This window comes from Streptomyces sp. P3 (assembly GCF_003032475.1).
In the GTDB taxonomy this organism is placed as follows: domain Bacteria; phylum Actinomycetota; class Actinomycetes; order Streptomycetales; family Streptomycetaceae; genus Streptomyces.
Genome location: NZ_CP028369.1, coordinates 8,776,970 through 8,792,397 on the forward strand (window position 1 = coordinate 8,776,970; position 15,428 = coordinate 8,792,397).

Here is a 15,428-nt window from a genome sequence, read left to right on the forward strand (position 1 = left end):
CCATGAGCAACGGAGAGCAGGACTACGGAGCGTGGCGCGCCGAGCAGCACCGCCGCGCCCAGGCCCACGCCTTCGGCTGGGCAGAACGCGCCCACACCGAGTACGGCCAGGCCATCCGCCACGAGGACGACGCCCGCGCCCGCCAGAACGCCGACAGCGCCTGGCAGCGCGACCGCATGGCCGAAGAGCGCAGGCAGGCCCAGTTCCACGGCGTACGGTCCACCGAGGCGCTCAAGCTCGCCGAGATGTGGGCGCGCGTCGCCCGCGCCATGGCCGACGGCTACCTGCCCGAGCCCGTGTTCGCCGTCGGCGGCCAGCTGCTCGACGAGCGCACCCGCTGACACCAGAGAGGCGGTGACCGTGGGGCTGCTGCACCGGATCGCCCAGCGCTGCGAGACGCACGACCGGGCCTCCTACAGCAAGACGCGCCGACTCGAAGACGAGCTGGGCATGGAGCCCAGCCCGCCGCCCGCCAGCCTGGTCGACCAGTTCCACGACCCCGACATCGTCGACTGCGGTAACTCCTGGTGCCCGCAACGGAGGTGACGCCGCGTGCTGTACGTCATCACCGGGCCGCCAGCCTCGGGGAAGAGCACGTGGATCCAGAGCCGCGCCACAGCGCGTGACATCGTCATCGACCTGGACCGCATCGCCGCGGCGCTCACCGGCCCGGGCGCCCCGCAGTGGAACCATGATCCGCTGGTCCAGCGCATCGCCCAGCGCGCGCGGTTCGCGGCCATCGACGAGGCCGTCAAGCACGTCGACGACGTCGACGTCTACCTGATCCACACCATGCCCAGCCCCAAGGCCCGGGCCAGGTACCGCAGCGCCGGCGCCGAGATCGTCACCGTGGATCCGGGCGAGGACGTCGTGCGCGAGCGCGTCGCCGCCATGCGGTCGCCGGCCATGGACGCGGTGGTCACCCGCTGGTACCGGGACTACCGCAAGGGTGGCTCACGCCCCGTCACCACCCAGACGTCGCGGGCCTGGTGACCGAGCACGCTCGGCACGGCAGGCGCGGCGGGCAGGGCCGCGGGCGTGCACGGCCCTCGGTCGTGTCCGATTCGCCCTGCTTGGCGAGGCGTTCGGCCGGCAGGGGGAGGGGGGCCGTGGGACCACGTGGATCGAGGAGGCGGGCGACCCAAAAGCCCTTGTCGCCCGTTTCTCTCCCCACGGCGGTGCACTTAATCCGCCGGCCTTCACTCCAGCGATTTAGTGACGCTCTGCCATCACTTGTCTGTGACGCTCCGTAATCACCCTTTAGTTACGTTAAGTGATTTACGACCGGTTACAGGGGGTGATGTCCGATGGGTGACGCTCCGAAGCGTCGGCTGCGCCGTGGCGCGGTGGCGGCCGCGACCACGGCGCAGCTGCACGCCCTCGGAGTCGACCCGGCGTCGCACGCGCTCGCCGCGGTAGCGCTGCGCCTGGCCGCCGAGGTCGACTCGTCGCCGGACCCGAAAGCGACGGCGACCGCCGCGCGCGAGCTGCGTCAGGCCATGGCCGTCGTCGTCGCGGCCGCGCCCCCGAGGGAGCGCGGCGACAAGGTCGACGAGATCGCCAAGCGGCGCGAACGGCGGCTCTCCCCTCAGGCCGACGAGGGCACCGGATGATCGGCTGCCAGACTCCCCGGATCCTGTCCGTCCCCTGGCGGCGGTACGCCGGCACCGGGCGCTGGGACGGCGCCGAGGACCGGGAGGCGCTGGACTTCACGTCGCCCTCCGGCCAGGAGTGCATCGACCTCGCCGAGGACGCAGGCCTGCATCTCGATCCGTGGCAGCAGCTCGCCCTGCACCACAGCCTCGTCGAGGACGACGAGGGGCGCTGGCTGTCCCTGGACGTCGTCCTCAACGTCGCCCGGCAGAACGGCAAGGGCGGGTTTCTCGAGGCCCGTCAGCTCGGCGAGGTCATCCTGTTCGGCGGACGACTGGTCATCCATACCGCCCACCAGTTCAACACCGCCCAGGAGTCCTTTCTGCGCCTGGACCAGGTGATCGAGGGGTCGTACAGCCTGAGCCGCCGCGTGAAGCGCGTACGGCGCTCGCACGGCGAGGAGGGGTTCGAGTTCTTCAACGGCGCCCGGATCCGCTTCCTGGCACGCGGCGGCGACTCGGGACGAGGGTTCTCCGGCGACCTGGTCCTCATGGACGAGGCGATGAAGCTGCGCGCAGCGCCGATCGGCGCCCTGATGCCCGTGCTGTCCGCCCGCCCGAACCCGCAGCTGGTGTACACCGGCAGCGCCGGCCTGGGCCAGGAGAGCGAGCAGCTGGCGCTGCTGCGCGCCCGGGCGCTCGTCGAGGGCGAGAGCCCCGACCCGTCGCTGTGCTACCTCGAGCACTCCATCGCGCCGCACGTCAAGGAGTGCCCGACGGACGCCGAGGGCTGCATCGTGTGCGAGCTGCACGACGACCGCGGCGACGAGCGCTCGTTCGCCCGGGCCAACCCGGCGCTGGGCATCCGCATCCGCACCGCCTACGTGCTGCAGGAGATGCGCAGCATGCGGCCCGACCTGTTCGACCGTGAGCGCCTGGGCGACGGCGACTACCCCGAGGTCACGGACGAGACGTGGCAGGTCATCCCGAAGGCCAAGTGGGAGGCCTGCGAGGACGTCAAGTCGAAGCCCGGTGATCCGGTGGCGTTCGCCATCGACACCAACCCTGAGCGGACCTGGACGGCGATCTCGGTGGTCGGCGCCTCGGGTGACGGCGTGCACGCCGAAGTGGTCGCGCACCGGCCCGGTACGGACTGGGTCGTCGACTACGTCGTTGAGCGCGATCAGAAGTGGAATCCGTGTGCCTGGGTCGTCGACGAGGGCGGACCCGCCGGTTCGCTCGTGCCGGCCATTCGCAAGGCGCTGGCGTACGAGGACGATCCCGAGCGGGAGGACCGGTCGGAGTTCCTGCGCTGCCCGAAGGTCCGCGAAGTGACGCAGGCCTGCGGGATGTTCTACGACCACGTCATGGACACCGGCACCCTGTACCACCTCGGTCAGGCGCCGATGACGGCTGCGCTGGCGGGCGCCCGTAAGCGCGACATCGGCGACGCGTGGGCCTGGTCCCGGAAGTCGGAAGGCGTGGACATCAGCCCGCTGGTGGCGTCCACGAACGCGCTGTGGGGGTGGGCGATGTACCACGACGTCGAGCCGGAGGAGGCGGAGCCGTGGGGCTTCTACGGGTGACCCGGTGGTCACGGCTGGCCCGGGCCAGGGCCGGCTACTGGGCGGGCTGTGCGGGGTTCTCCGTGGGCGCTGGGGTGCAGTTCGGGGTGGGCCTGGGGCTGATGGCGGGCGGGGCTCTGGCGGGCGCCTCGTTCCTGCTCCTCGTCGACGTCGACGAGGAGGAAGGAGAGGGCGATGGACGGTGACCTGACGCTGCAGAAGGTGCCCGGCGGCATCCGGATCCTGCACGCGCCGCGGCTCACGTGCATCTCGCTGGAGGTGCTCGCCGCGGCCTGCGGCCACGCGGTGCAGGTGCACGGGGACTGCATCACGATCGCGGACCAGGTCGTCTACCAGGTGACCGCCTGGCAGGCCTCGCCGCCCGGGCTGACCGTCGCGCTGCTCGAGGACCGACGGCCGAAGACCGAGGGGGAGCGTTGACGAGTCTGTGGCAGCACGCGCGGCGCCCGGTCACGCGCGACGACGAGTCATGGTCGGTGGACGGGAACGTCTACTACGGCACCGGCCGCCCCGTCGACGGCAAGGAACGGCCGCTCACCTACGACTTCGAGGCGAAGGTCCGGCACGCCTACAAGGCGAACGGGCCGGTGTTCGCGCTGATGATGGTGCGGCAGCTGCTGTTCAGCGAGGCGCGGTTCCAGTTCCGGCAGATCCGCAACGGCCGCCCCGGCGAGCTGTTCGGCACGCCGGCCCTGGCGCCGCTGGAGACGCCGTGGCCCGGCGGGACGACGGGGAACCTGCTCTCGCGGTGGATCCAGAACGCCGACCTTGAGGGCAACGGGTACGTCACGAACTACAACCCGGGCCGACTGAAGATGCTCCGGCCGGACTGGGTGACGATCGTGACCGGGTCGCGTGAAGAGCCGGGGCTGCCGAGTGAGGCGATCGACTCCGAGCTGCTCGGCTTCATGTACGACCCGCCCACCGGCAGCGAACCGTGGTTCCTGCTGCCCGAGCAGGTGGGGCACTTCGCGCCGTACCCGGATCCGGAGTTCCAGTTCCGCGGCATGTCGTGGCTGACACCGGTGATCCGGGAGATCGTCGGGGACACCGCGGCGACCCGGCACAAGCTGAAGTTCTTCGAGAACGGGGCGACACCGCAGGTCATCGTCAGCTTCGACGCGAGCGTCACCGCGGACAAGGTCAAGAAGTTCGCGACGCTGATGAACTCCGAGCACGCCGGCGTCGACCGGGCCTACAAGACGCTCTATCTGGGCGGCGGGGCGGACGCCACAGTCGTCGGCAAGGATCTGCAGCAGCTCGACTTCAAGGCCACGCAGGGCGCCGGTGAGACGCGTCTGGCGGCCGCGGCCGGCGTCCCCCCGGTCATCGTCGGGTTCTCCGAGGGGCTGGCCGGGTCGTCGCTGAACGCGGGCAACTACGCCAGCTCGAGGCGCCGCCTGGCGGACGCCACGATGCGGCCGCTGTGGCGTGAGGCCGCCGGATCCCTCGCCCCGCTCATCGATGTCCCGGCCGGCTCCGAGCTCTGGTACGACGACCGCGACATCGCGTTCCTGCGTGAGGACCGCAAGGACGCGGCCGAGATCCAGGGGCTGCAGTCCCGCACGATCCGCCAGCTCGTCGACGCCGGCTACGAGCCCGCCAGCGTCGTCGCGGCGGTCGAGGCCGAGGACTACAGCCTGCTGCGGCACACCGGCCTGTACTCGGTCCAGCTGCAAAAGCCCGGCAGTGCAACGGCCGGCCCGGCGGCTGTGCCGGACCCGACGACGAAACCGGAGGTGACCTGACATGGACGACGCAGCGTTCCTGCGCTACTTCCCGCTCGAGGACATCCATGTCCGCGCCGGCGGGGACGGCCGCACCGTCGAGGCGTACGCCGCGGTGTTCGACACCCCCGTCGAGATCCACGACCAGGACGGCGACTATCTCGAGCAGATCGACCGCCGCGCGTTCGACCGCACCCTGCAGCAGCTCGCCCCCGCGGGCAGCCGCAGCACGTGGCGCGTCGGGGTGTTCTACAACCACGGCCGCACGCTGTGGGGCACACCGTCCGAGCGGGGCAGCATGCCGATCGGGACGCCGGTCGAGCTGAAGGCGGACGCCCGCGGCCTGCTGTCGGTGACCCGGTACAACAAGACCGAGCTGGCCGACGAGGTCCTGGAGAACATCCGCGAGGGTGCCATCACCGGGCAGTCGTTCTCGGGCCGGTTCACGCGTTCCGATCCGGGCCGTCCGCCGCGTGGCGGCTTCCGGGCCGACCGTGACGGCAAGCTCAAGACTGTGCGCCGGCAGGAGATCGCGCTGAAGGAGTACGGGCCGACTCCGTTCCCCGCCTACCCGGACGCCGCGGTGATCGGCGTCCGTGCCGAGCAGATCATGCCGCTGCTCTCCGAGCTGTCTCCCGAAGAGCGGGACAAGCTCGCGCTCATGCTTCGGACCGGTACTCCGTTGGACCCGCCCGCCGAGGGCACTCCGACGGACCCGCCGGCCGCCGGCGGCCCCAACCCGGGGCCCGCCGCCGAGGACCCGCCCGCCCAAGGGCACTCCGCTCGGCAGAAGATCGCGTGGGCCAAGGTCCGCGCTGAGATCAAGGCCAGGAGGGCCCTGTGACCACCAAGAGGAAGAAGAAGAGCGACAAGCTCAAGGAGTCGCTCGAGGCGATCCGCTCCGAGCTCCTGGAGCTGGAAGAGGTCGAGGAGCCGACCGAGGAGCAGGCCACCCGCGCCGGTGAGCTGCTCGGCGAGTTCGACACCGCGCAGGAGGCGTTCAACGAGCAGCTCGAGCACGAGCGGCGCGTGGACGCCGTCCGCGCGGCCGCCGCCGTGCCCGGCGGCCAGGAGCGGGGCGACGGCGAGGGCCCGCAGTTCATGCGCTCGCGCGGCAACCCCTACGAGGAGCTCGACCGCGTGCGCGGCGCGAACCTCAACGAGCGGGCCACCCGCGGCGATCTGCGCAGCCGCGCCCTGTACGCGGTGGAGCTCGCGGCCGAGATGATCAGCGAGGACCAGCAGGAGCGCGTCGAGCGCCTGGTGCGCAGCGACCGCCGCGGCCGGATCGCGCAGCACCTGCTGCTGACCGGCTCCGACGAGTACATGCGGGCGTTCGAGTCGCTGCTGGAGAACGCGGGCAACGCCGCGCTCCTCGACGAGGACGAGTACGCGGCCTACCGGCTGGCCGAGGCGCACCGGCGGGCGATGACCCTGACCGACGCGGCGGGCGGCTTCCTGGTGCCGTTCACCCTCGACCCGACGATCATCCTCACGAACGCCGGCAGCGCGAACCCGTTCCGGCAGGTGTCGACGATCAAGACGATCACCACGGACACGTGGAACGGCGTCTCCTCCGCGGGCGTGACCGCGGCGTGGCTCGCCGAGGCCGACGAAGTCACCGACGGGTCGCCGACGTTCGCCCAGCCGTCCATCAAGCCGGAGAAGGCCTCGGCATGGGTTCAGGGCTCGTTCGAGGTCCTGGCCGACTCCGGGTTCGGGGCGGAGGTCGGGCCGCTCCTGGCGGACGCCAAGGACCGCCTGGAGGCCACGGCGTTCGCGACCGGCGACGGCAGCGGCAAGCCGAAGGGCGTCGTCCCCGCGGTCGCCGCGGTGTCCGGGTCGGTCGTGGCTTCGGCGACCACCGACACGTACGCGGTCGCCGACGTGTACGCCGTCGAGCAGTCGCTGCCGCCGCGTCACCGGATCACCGGCAAGCCGTCGTGGATGGCGGCCAAGCCGATCATCAACAAGACCCGGCAGTTCGACACCGCCGGCGGTTCCAGCTTCTGGGCGAACCTGGGGATGGGCCAGCCCGAGCAGCTGCTCGGCGCGCCGATCTACGAGGCGTCCGCGATGGACGGCACGATCAACGCCGGCGCGGAGAACTACACGCTGCTGCTCGGCGACTTCCGCAACTACTACATCGTCGACCGGGTCGGGATGACCATGGTCTACGAGCCGCTCGTCAAGGGCGCGAGCGGCCGGCCGACCGGCGAGGCGGGCTGGTTCGCCTACTGGCGTGTGGGCGCCGACGTCGTCAACGCCGACGCCTTCCGGCTCCTGAACGTCACCTGATTCCACCCACCCCCGGGGCGCGGCCTGCACATAGCGGCCGCGCCCTCCTCGTTCCAGGAGCACCCGTGTACCGAGCGAAGGAAACGTTCTGGGCGCCGGGCAACCGGCACGTCGTCAAGGGCGATCTGGTCGCCGCGCACGACGCCGTCATCAAGGGCCGTGAGGACCTGTTCGAGGCCGTCGTCATCCCGCAGGCACTCCCGCCCGCCGAGGCCGACGCAGCGCAGCAGGAAAGCGAGCCCGCAGCCACCGACTCCCGCCCCGCCGACGAAACGCCCGAGGCATCCGGCCCCGGCCAGGAGCCCACGCAGGCTCCCACGGCCGACGGTGCGGACGACGGCGGTTCGCCCCCGGCGGCCGCGGCCGCCAAGAAGACCGCGGCGAAGAAGACCACCGCCCCGCGCAAGCCTGCAGGAGGCGACGCGAAGTGAAGCGCACCGTCTACAACCACGTCCGCGCCAAGGCAACGCTGGCCATCGTTGCGCGGACTGCGACCGCGAACGGCACGGCCGTCGACCGGAAGCTGTCCGGCGCGTCCGGAACCAACGAGTGGTTCCAGTCGGCGACGCTGCTGGTCCACACCGGAGCCATCACCGATGGCACGCACGCCATCACCCTGGAAGTGTCCGACAACAACAGCGACTGGACGGCCGCGGACGCCTCCGATGTACAGGGCTCGCTGCCCTCGATCGGCTCCTCCGACGACGACAAGATCTACGAGGTCGGCTACACCGGCACCAAGCGCTACCTGCGGGCGGTGACGACCGCGTCCGGCACCACCACGGGCGGCGTCTACGGGGCGACGATCCTGCTCGGGTTCCCCAACGTCGTTCCCCTCTCCCGCACATGAGGGGGCCGGCGTGGCGCTGTTGACTCTGGCCGAGGCCAAGGCCCAGCTCAACCTGACCACCGACACCGACGACGCCGAGCTGCAGACGTACGTCGACGCGGTCACCGCGCCGATCGAGGAGTACATCGGTCCGGTGGAGCCGCGCGAGGTGGCCGAGCGGCACGACGCGGAATCCGGGCGCCGCATCCTGGTGCTGCGCACAACGCCGGTCCTGTCGCTGACGTCGGTGGAACCGCTCCTCGACGGCGACGTCGCCTACCCGGTCGACGGTCTGGTCCTGGACCCGGACACCGGGGAAGTGCGCCGCCGGGACCGGGGATGGTTCCGCGGCCTGCTGCTGCTCACCGTGCAGGCCGGGCGGGCCCAGACGCCGACGACGGTCAACCTGGCGGCACGGATGCTCGTTCAGCACCTGTGGCGCACCCAGCGCCCGCCCCGCAGCGGCGGGCTGGCCGGCGGCGGCGAGGACTACAGCGTCGGCCAGCCCATCCCGGGGTTCGGCTACGCGGTTCCCAACCGGGTGCTCGAGCTCCTCGCCCCGTACCGACTTCCCCCAGGAGTGGCGTAGATGGGTTCGAGAGTTCCCGAAGTGCTTGACGCGCTGGTGGCGCTGGGCAAGTCCGAGGCCGACGGCGAGCTGTCGGGCGTGGCCATCGCGGACGGGCCGGAGGTGACGGACTCGGCCGCCCCGGACTGGCTCATCGTCGGCTTCGACGGCGACCCGTCCGGCGACTTCGAGGCGGCCCAGTCCGTCGGCGGCTGGTCCGATCTCAGCAGTGGCCGCGAAGAGGCGTTCCAGGTCACGGTGGCGGCCGTCGCGACCCGCGGTGACACGGACATCGTGGCCGCCCGCCAGCGCGTGTACGAGATCGCGGCGCGCGTCGAGGCGTGGCTGAGGGAGGACCCGAGCATCGGGCTTCGCTCGCTGGAGGCCGCCGTCGAGGCGACCCGATTGGTGCAGGACCAGACCGATGACGGGGCGCAGGCCCGGCTGCTGCTGACGGTGGCCGGCCGCGCATTCACGTAAGGAAGGACGGACATGGCTGCACTGACGACAACCGTCGTGGGGCTGACCGGCGCGACGGTCACGTACGGCGCGGCGGCGGGGGGCGGGGACACCTGCCAGACCGGGGCGGGCGTGCTGCTGCTGGTGAAGAACGGCGACGCCGGCAGCCACACGGTGACGCTGGCGACGCCGGACACCGTGAACGGCCTGGCGATCGCCGACCGGGCGATCGTCGTGGCGGCCGGCGCTGAGGTGGCGATCCCGGTTACGAGCGACTACCGCAACAAAACGACCGGCCGGGCCGCGATCACCTACGACGGCGTCACGTCGGTGACCGTGGCGGTCGTGCGGGTGCCGGTCTGATGGGCCGCGTGAGCATGACCCACCCCGATCTGCCCGACCAGCCGATCGACGTCGCCGAGGCCTCGGTGCCTGGGCACCTGGCGGCGGGCTGGCAGGTCGCCGAGGACCTGCCGAAACCGAAGGCCGTGGTCAAGCGCCGCCGGCCGACCCCGAAGGGAGATGAGAGCTGATGTCCGCTACGCCGATCAACGCGTCGATCCGCTACTACCGGCGAGGCACCACGAAGGTGCTGTGGGTGCCGACGATCGCGAACAAGTCCGCGCCGAGCCGCGTCGAGCTGAACGCGGGCACGGCCCTCGAGGGCGAGACGGGCGCCATGGCGGGATGGCAGACCACGTCTGCCACCGTGCCCACCCCGGCCCTCGGCGCGCGGTTCACACCGGTCGTCGGCGGCGAGATCACCGCCGCCGACTCGTCGCTGACGTTCTGGGCGTCGAAGGACGGCGACGACGTGCGGACCCTCCTCAACCGCGAGGACAGCGGTTACATCGTGTGGATGGACGAGGGCGACATCGAGGCGCAGACGATGGACATTTTCCCCGTCACCGTCACCTCGCAGGCCAAGGTCCGCGAGCTGGACCAGGCGGCGCAGATCATGGCGCAGTTCGCGATTACCAGCGAGCCGGCCGAGAACGTCGCGATCCCCGCGGCCTGACCATGACCGGCTCGGTACAGATCCTCGGCACGGGCCAACTGGTGGAGCTGTCGCGCCGCCTGCGTATGGCGGGCGGGCCGCGGCTGCGGCAGAACACCGCCCGCCGTATCAGGCGTGCTGCCGAGCCGCTGCACGCGGACCTGCAGCGCGCTATCCGCAGCGTGCAGCTGCCCGGCTCCGGCCGCAGGACGCGGGGCGGGCCGTCACCCACCGAACGCCCGCTGCGGGCGACGCTGGCGGGCGCTGTGCGAATCAGCGTCCGCTCCGGCGCCAGCCCCGGCGCCCGCGTCTGGGTGGACCGTTCACGCCTTCCTGCGGACCTGAGGAACATGCCCGGGGTCATCGACGAGGGCAGGGTGCGCCATCCGGTGTTCAACAACCGCAAGCGGTGGGCGACGCAGTGGGCGCGGCCGACGGGCTGGTGGTCGAACACCGTGGAGGCCGGGATGCCGCGGATGCGGGCCGAAATCGAACGGGTCCTCGGCGATGTCCGCCGGGACCTTCAGTGAGAAGAGACAACGCATGATCATCACGTACACGCAGGACGACGGCACGCCGGAGCGCATGACGACCGACGATCTGTCGGCGATCGAGGCGGCTGCCGTCGAGGAGGAAATGGGCCTGCAATGGCGGACGGTCGAGGACCGGCTGCGCGGCCAGGACCCGACCGCGATGCGCGCCGTGCTGTGGGCGTTCCGCCGGCGTGAGGACCCCGGGCTGCAGTTCGCCGCATTCGACGTGCCCAGCTGGCGGCGCCGCCTCACGGTCCGCATCGAACGCCACGAGATCGACGACGTGCTGACCACGATCATGTCCGAGGCCCTCGCCAAGTCGGAGGACGCGGCGATCGACGCGATGCTGCCGCACCTGCGCAAGCTCGCCCACGACCGGGCGGACGTGGACGCGGCACTCGACGCGCTGGGAAAAGGCCACTTGGCTCCCGGCCTCCAGGACTCCGCGGACTGATCCACGAGTACGAACCGCTGCTGATGTTCTACCTGAAAATGCAGCCCTCCGAGATCGACCGGCTCAAGGTCGACCGGTTCCTGCGACTGGTCGCGTGGATCGACCGGCACATCGCTACGAGGTGAGGAGGTGACCGTTGACTACGCGTCTCACCTTCACCCTCGCCGGGCGGGACGAGCTGTCGCGGGTCCTGGACGGCTCGGCGGATTCCGCGGACCGCCTCCGGCTGCGCATGGCGGGCATCACTGCCGACGCCGACGGCCGGCTGCGCGACCTGCAGGGCCGGCTCCTCACGGTGGCCGACGCGCAGCGCCGTGTCGACGACCACACCGGGCAGGTCCGCAGCCGCTTCGACGAGCTGTCCGTGGCGGCCGGCAAGGTCGGCGAATCCCTCAAGGCCAACCTGATCAGCCTGGCGCCGGCCGCGATCCCCGCCTCCGCGGCTCTCGCAGGCTCCGCCCTGCAGCTGGCCGGGCAGTTCGGTGCCGTGGCCGTGGCCGCGGCCGCCTACGGTCTCGCGCTCAAGCCGCAGATCGCCGCGATCAGCGAGGCGGTCAAAGCCCAGGACGCCTACGAGGAGGCGGTGCGCACCTCGGGCGCCACCTCCCAGGAGGCCGTTCAGGCGCAGGCCGCGTATCAGCAGCAGCTCGAGAAGATGCCGCCCGCCACCCGTGAGGCAGCGGTCGCGGTGGGGCTCCTGCACGACAACTTCCAGGACTGGTCCGACAGTCTCGCGGGCGACGTGATGGGCCCGTTCAACAAGGGCGTGGCGATCGCCAACGCCCTGCTGCCCAAGACGACGGGCCTGGCCAAGAGCGCGTCGACGCAGGTCGACCGGCTCGTCACCATGGTCGGCGGCGCGATCTCCACCCCAGGGTTCGACAAGCTGAACAGCCGGTTCACCGACTTCGCTGACCGGACGATGGACCACGCGGTCGACGAGCTGAACATCTTCCTGGCCAAGCTCGACGCCGGCGAGGTCGGCGGCGACTTCAAGGAGTTCCTCGACTACGCGCACGCCAACGGGCCCGCCGTGTGGGAGACCCTCCACAACATCGGCGACGCCCTGCTGAACGTGCTCGAGGCCGGCTCCGACGTCGGCGTCGGCATGCTCGACGTCATCAACGCCCTGTCCGGGATCGTTTCCGCGGTACCGCCCGAGGCGATCGCGACCATGCTGCAGCTGGCCATCGCCGTCAAGGCAGTGCGCCTGGCGGCGGTCGGGACGGACGCGGCCAAGGCCGCACTCCTCGCGCTGGGCGTGCAGGTGGGGGCGATGCGCGCGGCGGCCGCCGGCGCACCCGGCGCCATCGGCGGCGTCACCGCGGCGATCGGCGGGCTGTCGCGCGGCGCGAAACTCGCGATGGCCGGGACCGGCCTCGGGCTGCTGCTCCTCACCCTCTCGGAGCTGTCTTCAAGCAGTCAGCGGCCGAAGCCGGACGTCGACAAGCTGTCGACGTCGATCGCGGAACTCGGCAGGTCCGGCAAGGTGGGCGGCGAGGCGCTGCGCGCATACGGCGCCGACCTCGGCGGCCTGTCCGACAGCCTGCAGAAGATCACCGACCCGCAGGGGATCGACCGCGTCCAGCAGGCGATCATCTCGTTCTTCGGCACGGACTCGACGCCGGTGAAGAACGCCAAGGAGGACATCGACGCGCTCGACAAGTCCCTCGCCAGTCTGGTGTCCGGCGGCAAGGCCGACCTCGCGGCCGCGGGTCTCGACGCGACCATCAAGAAGATGGGGCTCACCAGCAAGGAGGCCGCCGAGCTCCGCGCGGAGCTGGGCGACTACTCGGACGCGCTGGCCGGGCAGGCCCTCGAGCAGCAGCTGGCCGCCGAATCAATGGGTCTGTTCGGCGAGCAGGCGCAGACGGTGCAGGGCCAGCTCGAGGCGCAGAAGCAATCCGCCGACGGGCTGCGGCAGAGCATCCAGGCGCTGAACGAGGTCAACCGGCAGGGCCTGTCCGGGATGATCGGGTTCGAGGCGGCCATCGACGCGGCCAGCAAGGCGGCGTCGGAGAACGCCGGCGTTCTCGACATGCAGGGCGGCAAGCTCGTCCTCAACAGCGAGAAGCAGCGCAACGCCGCATCGGCCCTCAACGACCTTGCGGCGAAGACGGATGCGGCCACGGCGTCCGCGCGTGAGTCCGGTGCGTCCTGGTCGGAGGTGTCCGGCATCTACGACCGGGGTCGGGCCGCGTTCATCAAGAGCGCCGAGACGATGGGCCTGACCCGGGTGGAGGCCAAGAAGCTGGCTGACCAGATCATGGGCACGCCGCCGAGTAAGACGACGTATCTCAAGGGCGATCTCCAGGACCTGCAGGCGAAGCTGGCCGACGCCAAGGCGCGGCTGGCCAAAGCGCCGTCCTCGAAGACCGCGAAGATCAAGGGCGAGATCAGCGACCTGCAGCACAAGATCGACCTAGCGAAGCTTGGGCTCGGTCAGCTGCACGACAAAACGGTGTACATCAATGCGCACATGTACGTCACCGGGTCGTCGCAGGCCCAGGCCGCGGTGTCGACGTCCGGGAGCGGCCGCATTTTCGAGCGGGCAGGCGGCGGCCTGATCCGGGGCCCGGGCACCAGCACCTCGGACAGCATCCCGCTGATGGCGTCCGACGGTGAATACGTGATCCAGGCCGCCAGCGTCGCGAAATACGGTCTGGCCTTCCTCAACGCCCTGAACGACGGACAGCTGCCGGCAGGCCGCGACACCCGCCCCGGGCTGCCGGCGACGGCCTCGGCGGCGGCCGCCGCTTCCCCGCAGCAGGGCGCGGGCGGCGGCGAGTTCACCGGCACCCTCGTCCTCGACAGCGGCCAGTTCCTCGGCGTCGTCCGCGGCACCCTGCAGCCGATGATCCGCGACTCCCAACAGCAGGCCGCGTTCAGAGCAAAGGTGGGACGCAGGTGACCATCTCCTACGGCGCGGCGGGCGCATCCGCGTCTGCCGCCGAGAGCGTGACCCCGGCCCTGCCCGCCGGGGCGAGCGCCGGCATGCTCGCCGTCCTCCAGGTCGTCTCCGGCCACCAGGACGACCCCACCCCGGCGACCCCGTCGGGATGGCTGCTGGCCGGCTCGTTTAGCGGGGGCGGAGGCAGCTTCGGGGCAGGCACCGGGCCGCGCCGGATCACGTTCTTCGTGCGCGAGCTCCTCGCCTCCAACAGCGCACCCACCGTGGCCATCCCCACCGGCGGGACAGGGTCCACGATCGCCGCCCGCATCTACACCCTCTCCCGGTCGGCGGGCACCGGGTGGCGGTGGGCGGCCGCGTTCGCCGAGGACACCTCGAGCGGCACCGGCTTCTCCGCCGCCTCCGCCATCGCACTCACCTGGAAGGCAGGGGATTTCGCCGTCATCGGCTACGGCATCCCCCTGTCGACGGCCACGTTCAGCGCCGAGGGCGTCGCCGCCAGCGGCATCACCTTCGGCACGGTCACCGAGCAGGCCGACGACAGCATCACCGCCGGCAACGACTCCCGGTTCGTCACCGCCACCGGGGCCGTCTCCTCCGGGGCGGGCACCCAGGCGCCGACCATGACCGCCACGCTGTCCGCCGCATCCACCGGCGTGGCCGGCGTGCTGCGGGTCCGCGAGGCGTCCAGCACCCTCACCGTCAGCGCACAGTCGGTGTTCCCGCCCCGCAACCTGGTGGCCGCGACCAGCCTCGCCGCGGACGACATCGTGACCGCCACCCTGTACCGGCAGGTCGGCACCACCCTCACCCCGGTCCGCGCAGCCAGCGGCGTCGACGTGACCGGCGCCGACGATCTGCTGCGCATCGACGCGGAGCAGCCGTTCGGAGTCAGCCTCAACTACGCCGCCGACCTGGTCGACGTCAACGGCAACGTATGGCGGATCACCTCCGGCTCGATCACCTCGAGCGTCGACAGCGACGTCCTGTCCGACGCGGTACGCGGCATCGGGGCCGCCGTCATCATCCAGACCTGGCCCGACAAGAAACGCGACCGCGACGCCACGGTGTTCAACGTGGGCGGCCGCATGGTCGCCGTGTCCCGTCCCCGCTCCTCAGCGCAGGCCACCGTGACCGTGCGCACCATGACCGACGAGGAGGGGGACGCCCTGCAGGAGGCCCTCGACGGGGCGACCGAGGGCGTGCTCCTCATCCGCAAGCAGGTGTCCCTGCCGGGTGTCGACAACTACCTCGCGGTCCTCGCCGACAGCGAGAACCGCACCTGGTACAACCCGATCCGCTACTGGGCGCTCGACACAATCGAGACCGAAGCCTGGGCGGACGTCCTGGAAGCGGCCGGGTTCACCCTGCAGGACATCGCCGACAACTACACCAGCCTTCAGGACCTGGCCGACGACTTCACGCCCGGCACGCTCCTGGACATCGCGCTGTTCGACTTTGGGACGGTGTGACG

21 protein-coding genes are annotated in these 15,428 nt (G+C 71.2%); all 21 read left to right on the forward strand.

Features of this window, described 5'->3' with window-relative positions; all coding sequences use genetic code 11:
• Window positions 1-2: 2 nt before the first annotated feature.
• The 21 genes from C6376_RS38905 (at window position 3) to C6376_RS39000 (ending at window position 15,426) form a co-directional block, all read left to right on the forward strand.
• On the forward strand, window positions 3-341 hold the full coding sequence (locus tag C6376_RS38905) for a hypothetical protein (RefSeq protein WP_107447807.1): 339 nt from the start codon (window positions 3-5) through the stop codon (window positions 339-341).
• 19 nt (window positions 342-360) lie between these two features.
• Window positions 361-546 (forward strand): hypothetical protein, encoded by a 186-nt coding sequence (locus tag C6376_RS38910; protein ID WP_159083393.1) that lies wholly within the window; start codon window positions 361-363, stop codon window positions 544-546.
• 6 nt (window positions 547-552) lie between these two features.
• The gene (locus C6376_RS38915) at window positions 553-993 is read left to right on the forward strand and encodes an AAA family ATPase (protein ID WP_107447811.1); all 441 of its coding nucleotides are present in this window, start codon (window positions 553-555) and stop codon (window positions 991-993) included.
• 314 nt (window positions 994-1,307) lie between these two features.
• Window positions 1,308-1,613: a hypothetical protein gene (locus tag C6376_RS38920; protein WP_107447813.1), complete on the forward strand. Its 306-nt coding sequence runs from the start codon at window positions 1,308-1,310 to the stop codon at window positions 1,611-1,613.
• Entirely contained in the window at window positions 1,610-3,178 is a 1,569-nt protein-coding gene (locus C6376_RS38925; protein WP_107447815.1) for a terminase, read from the forward strand. The genes C6376_RS38920 and C6376_RS38925 overlap by 4 nt, the downstream gene beginning before the upstream one ends.
• Window positions 3,160-3,363 (forward strand): hypothetical protein, encoded by a 204-nt coding sequence (locus tag C6376_RS38930; protein WP_159083394.1) that lies wholly within the window; start codon window positions 3,160-3,162, stop codon window positions 3,361-3,363. Before C6376_RS38925 ends, C6376_RS38930 begins: the two co-directional genes overlap by 19 nt.
• On the forward strand, window positions 3,353-3,598 hold the full coding sequence (locus tag C6376_RS38935) for a hypothetical protein (protein WP_107447817.1): 246 nt from the start codon (window positions 3,353-3,355) through the stop codon (window positions 3,596-3,598). Before C6376_RS38930 ends, C6376_RS38935 begins: the two co-directional genes overlap by 11 nt.
• Window positions 3,595-4,926 carry a phage portal protein gene (locus tag C6376_RS38940; RefSeq protein ID WP_107447818.1) on the forward strand — a complete coding sequence of 444 codons (1,332 nt, stop codon included), beginning with the start codon at window positions 3,595-3,597 and terminating at the stop codon, window positions 4,924-4,926. Before C6376_RS38935 ends, C6376_RS38940 begins: the two co-directional genes overlap by 4 nt.
• A gap of 1 nt (window position 4,927) precedes the next feature.
• Entirely contained in the window at window positions 4,928-5,749 is an 822-nt protein-coding gene (locus C6376_RS38945) for an HK97 family phage prohead protease (RefSeq protein WP_107447819.1), read from the forward strand.
• Window positions 5,746-7,203 (forward strand): phage major capsid protein, encoded by a 1,458-nt coding sequence (locus C6376_RS38950; RefSeq protein ID WP_107447820.1) that lies wholly within the window; start codon window positions 5,746-5,748, stop codon window positions 7,201-7,203. The genes C6376_RS38945 and C6376_RS38950 overlap by 4 nt, the downstream gene beginning before the upstream one ends.
• Window positions 7,204-7,268: 65 nt before the next feature.
• Window positions 7,269-7,634, forward strand: coding sequence for a hypothetical protein (locus C6376_RS38955; protein WP_107447821.1), 366 nt, complete (start codon window positions 7,269-7,271; stop codon window positions 7,632-7,634).
• Window positions 7,631-8,053: a hypothetical protein gene (locus C6376_RS38960; RefSeq protein WP_107447822.1), complete on the forward strand. Its 423-nt coding sequence runs from the start codon at window positions 7,631-7,633 to the stop codon at window positions 8,051-8,053. Before C6376_RS38955 ends, C6376_RS38960 begins: the two co-directional genes overlap by 4 nt.
• 10 nt (window positions 8,054-8,063) lie before the next feature.
• Window positions 8,064-8,621: a head-tail connector protein gene (locus tag C6376_RS38965; protein WP_107447824.1), complete on the forward strand. Its 558-nt coding sequence runs from the start codon at window positions 8,064-8,066 to the stop codon at window positions 8,619-8,621.
• Window positions 8,622-9,080 (forward strand): hypothetical protein, encoded by a 459-nt coding sequence (locus C6376_RS38970; protein WP_159083395.1) that lies wholly within the window; start codon window positions 8,622-8,624, stop codon window positions 9,078-9,080.
• Between the two features lie 12 nt (window positions 9,081-9,092).
• Complete coding sequence (locus C6376_RS38975) at window positions 9,093-9,422, forward strand: hypothetical protein (protein WP_107447828.1); 330 nt, start codon at window positions 9,093-9,095, stop codon at window positions 9,420-9,422.
• Window positions 9,423-9,430: 8 nt separating this feature from the next.
• Window positions 9,431-9,592, forward strand: a complete 162-nt coding sequence (locus C6376_RS44155; protein WP_159083396.1) for a hypothetical protein — start codon at window positions 9,431-9,433, stop codon at window positions 9,590-9,592.
• Window positions 9,592-10,077 carry a hypothetical protein gene (locus C6376_RS38980; protein WP_107447830.1) on the forward strand — a complete coding sequence of 162 codons (486 nt, stop codon included), beginning with the start codon at window positions 9,592-9,594 and terminating at the stop codon, window positions 10,075-10,077. Before C6376_RS44155 ends, C6376_RS38980 begins: the two co-directional genes overlap by 1 nt.
• Before the next feature lie 2 nt (window positions 10,078-10,079).
• Window positions 10,080-10,586 carry a hypothetical protein gene (locus C6376_RS38985; protein WP_107447831.1) on the forward strand — a complete coding sequence of 169 codons (507 nt, stop codon included), beginning with the start codon at window positions 10,080-10,082 and terminating at the stop codon, window positions 10,584-10,586.
• Between the two features lie 13 nt (window positions 10,587-10,599).
• Window positions 10,600-11,043, forward strand: a complete 444-nt coding sequence (locus C6376_RS38990; RefSeq protein WP_107447832.1) for a hypothetical protein — start codon at window positions 10,600-10,602, stop codon at window positions 11,041-11,043.
• Window positions 11,044-11,179: 136 nt separating this feature from the next.
• A complete protein-coding gene (locus C6376_RS38995) occupies window positions 11,180-13,954 on the forward strand; it encodes a hypothetical protein (protein ID WP_107447834.1) in 2,775 nt (924 codons plus the stop codon).
• Window positions 13,951-15,426, forward strand: a complete 1,476-nt coding sequence (locus C6376_RS39000; protein ID WP_107447836.1) for a hypothetical protein — start codon at window positions 13,951-13,953, stop codon at window positions 15,424-15,426. Before C6376_RS38995 ends, C6376_RS39000 begins: the two co-directional genes overlap by 4 nt.
• The last annotated feature ends 2 nt before the right edge of the window (window positions 15,427-15,428 follow it).

What these genes read in the sequence shown, in the direction of transcription:
- C6376_RS38935 (WP_107447817.1), top strand. Translation starts at nt 3,353, where the DNA reads ATGGACGGTGACCTGACGCTGCAGAAGGTGCCCGGCGGCATCCGGATC.
- C6376_RS38990 (WP_107447832.1), top strand. Translation starts at nt 10,600, where the DNA reads ATGATCATCACGTACACGCAGGACGACGGCACGCCGGAGCGCATGACG.
- C6376_RS38975 (WP_107447828.1), top strand. Translation starts at nt 9,093, where the DNA reads ATGGCTGCACTGACGACAACCGTCGTGGGGCTGACCGGCGCGACGGTC.
- C6376_RS38920 (WP_107447813.1), top strand. Translation starts at nt 1,308, where the DNA reads ATGGGTGACGCTCCGAAGCGTCGGCTGCGCCGTGGCGCGGTGGCGGCC.
- C6376_RS38925 (WP_107447815.1), top strand. Translation starts at nt 1,610, where the DNA reads ATGATCGGCTGCCAGACTCCCCGGATCCTGTCCGTCCCCTGGCGGCGG.
- C6376_RS38945 (WP_107447819.1), top strand. Translation starts at nt 4,928, where the DNA reads ATGGACGACGCAGCGTTCCTGCGCTACTTCCCGCTCGAGGACATCCAT.
- C6376_RS38985 (WP_107447831.1), top strand. Translation starts at nt 10,080, where the DNA reads ATGACCGGCTCGGTACAGATCCTCGGCACGGGCCAACTGGTGGAGCTG.
- C6376_RS38970 (WP_159083395.1), top strand. Translation starts at nt 8,622, where the DNA reads ATGGGTTCGAGAGTTCCCGAAGTGCTTGACGCGCTGGTGGCGCTGGGC.
- C6376_RS38905 (WP_107447807.1), top strand. Translation starts at nt 3, where the DNA reads ATGAGCAACGGAGAGCAGGACTACGGAGCGTGGCGCGCCGAGCAGCAC.
- C6376_RS38980 (WP_107447830.1), top strand. Translation starts at nt 9,592, where the DNA reads ATGTCCGCTACGCCGATCAACGCGTCGATCCGCTACTACCGGCGAGGC.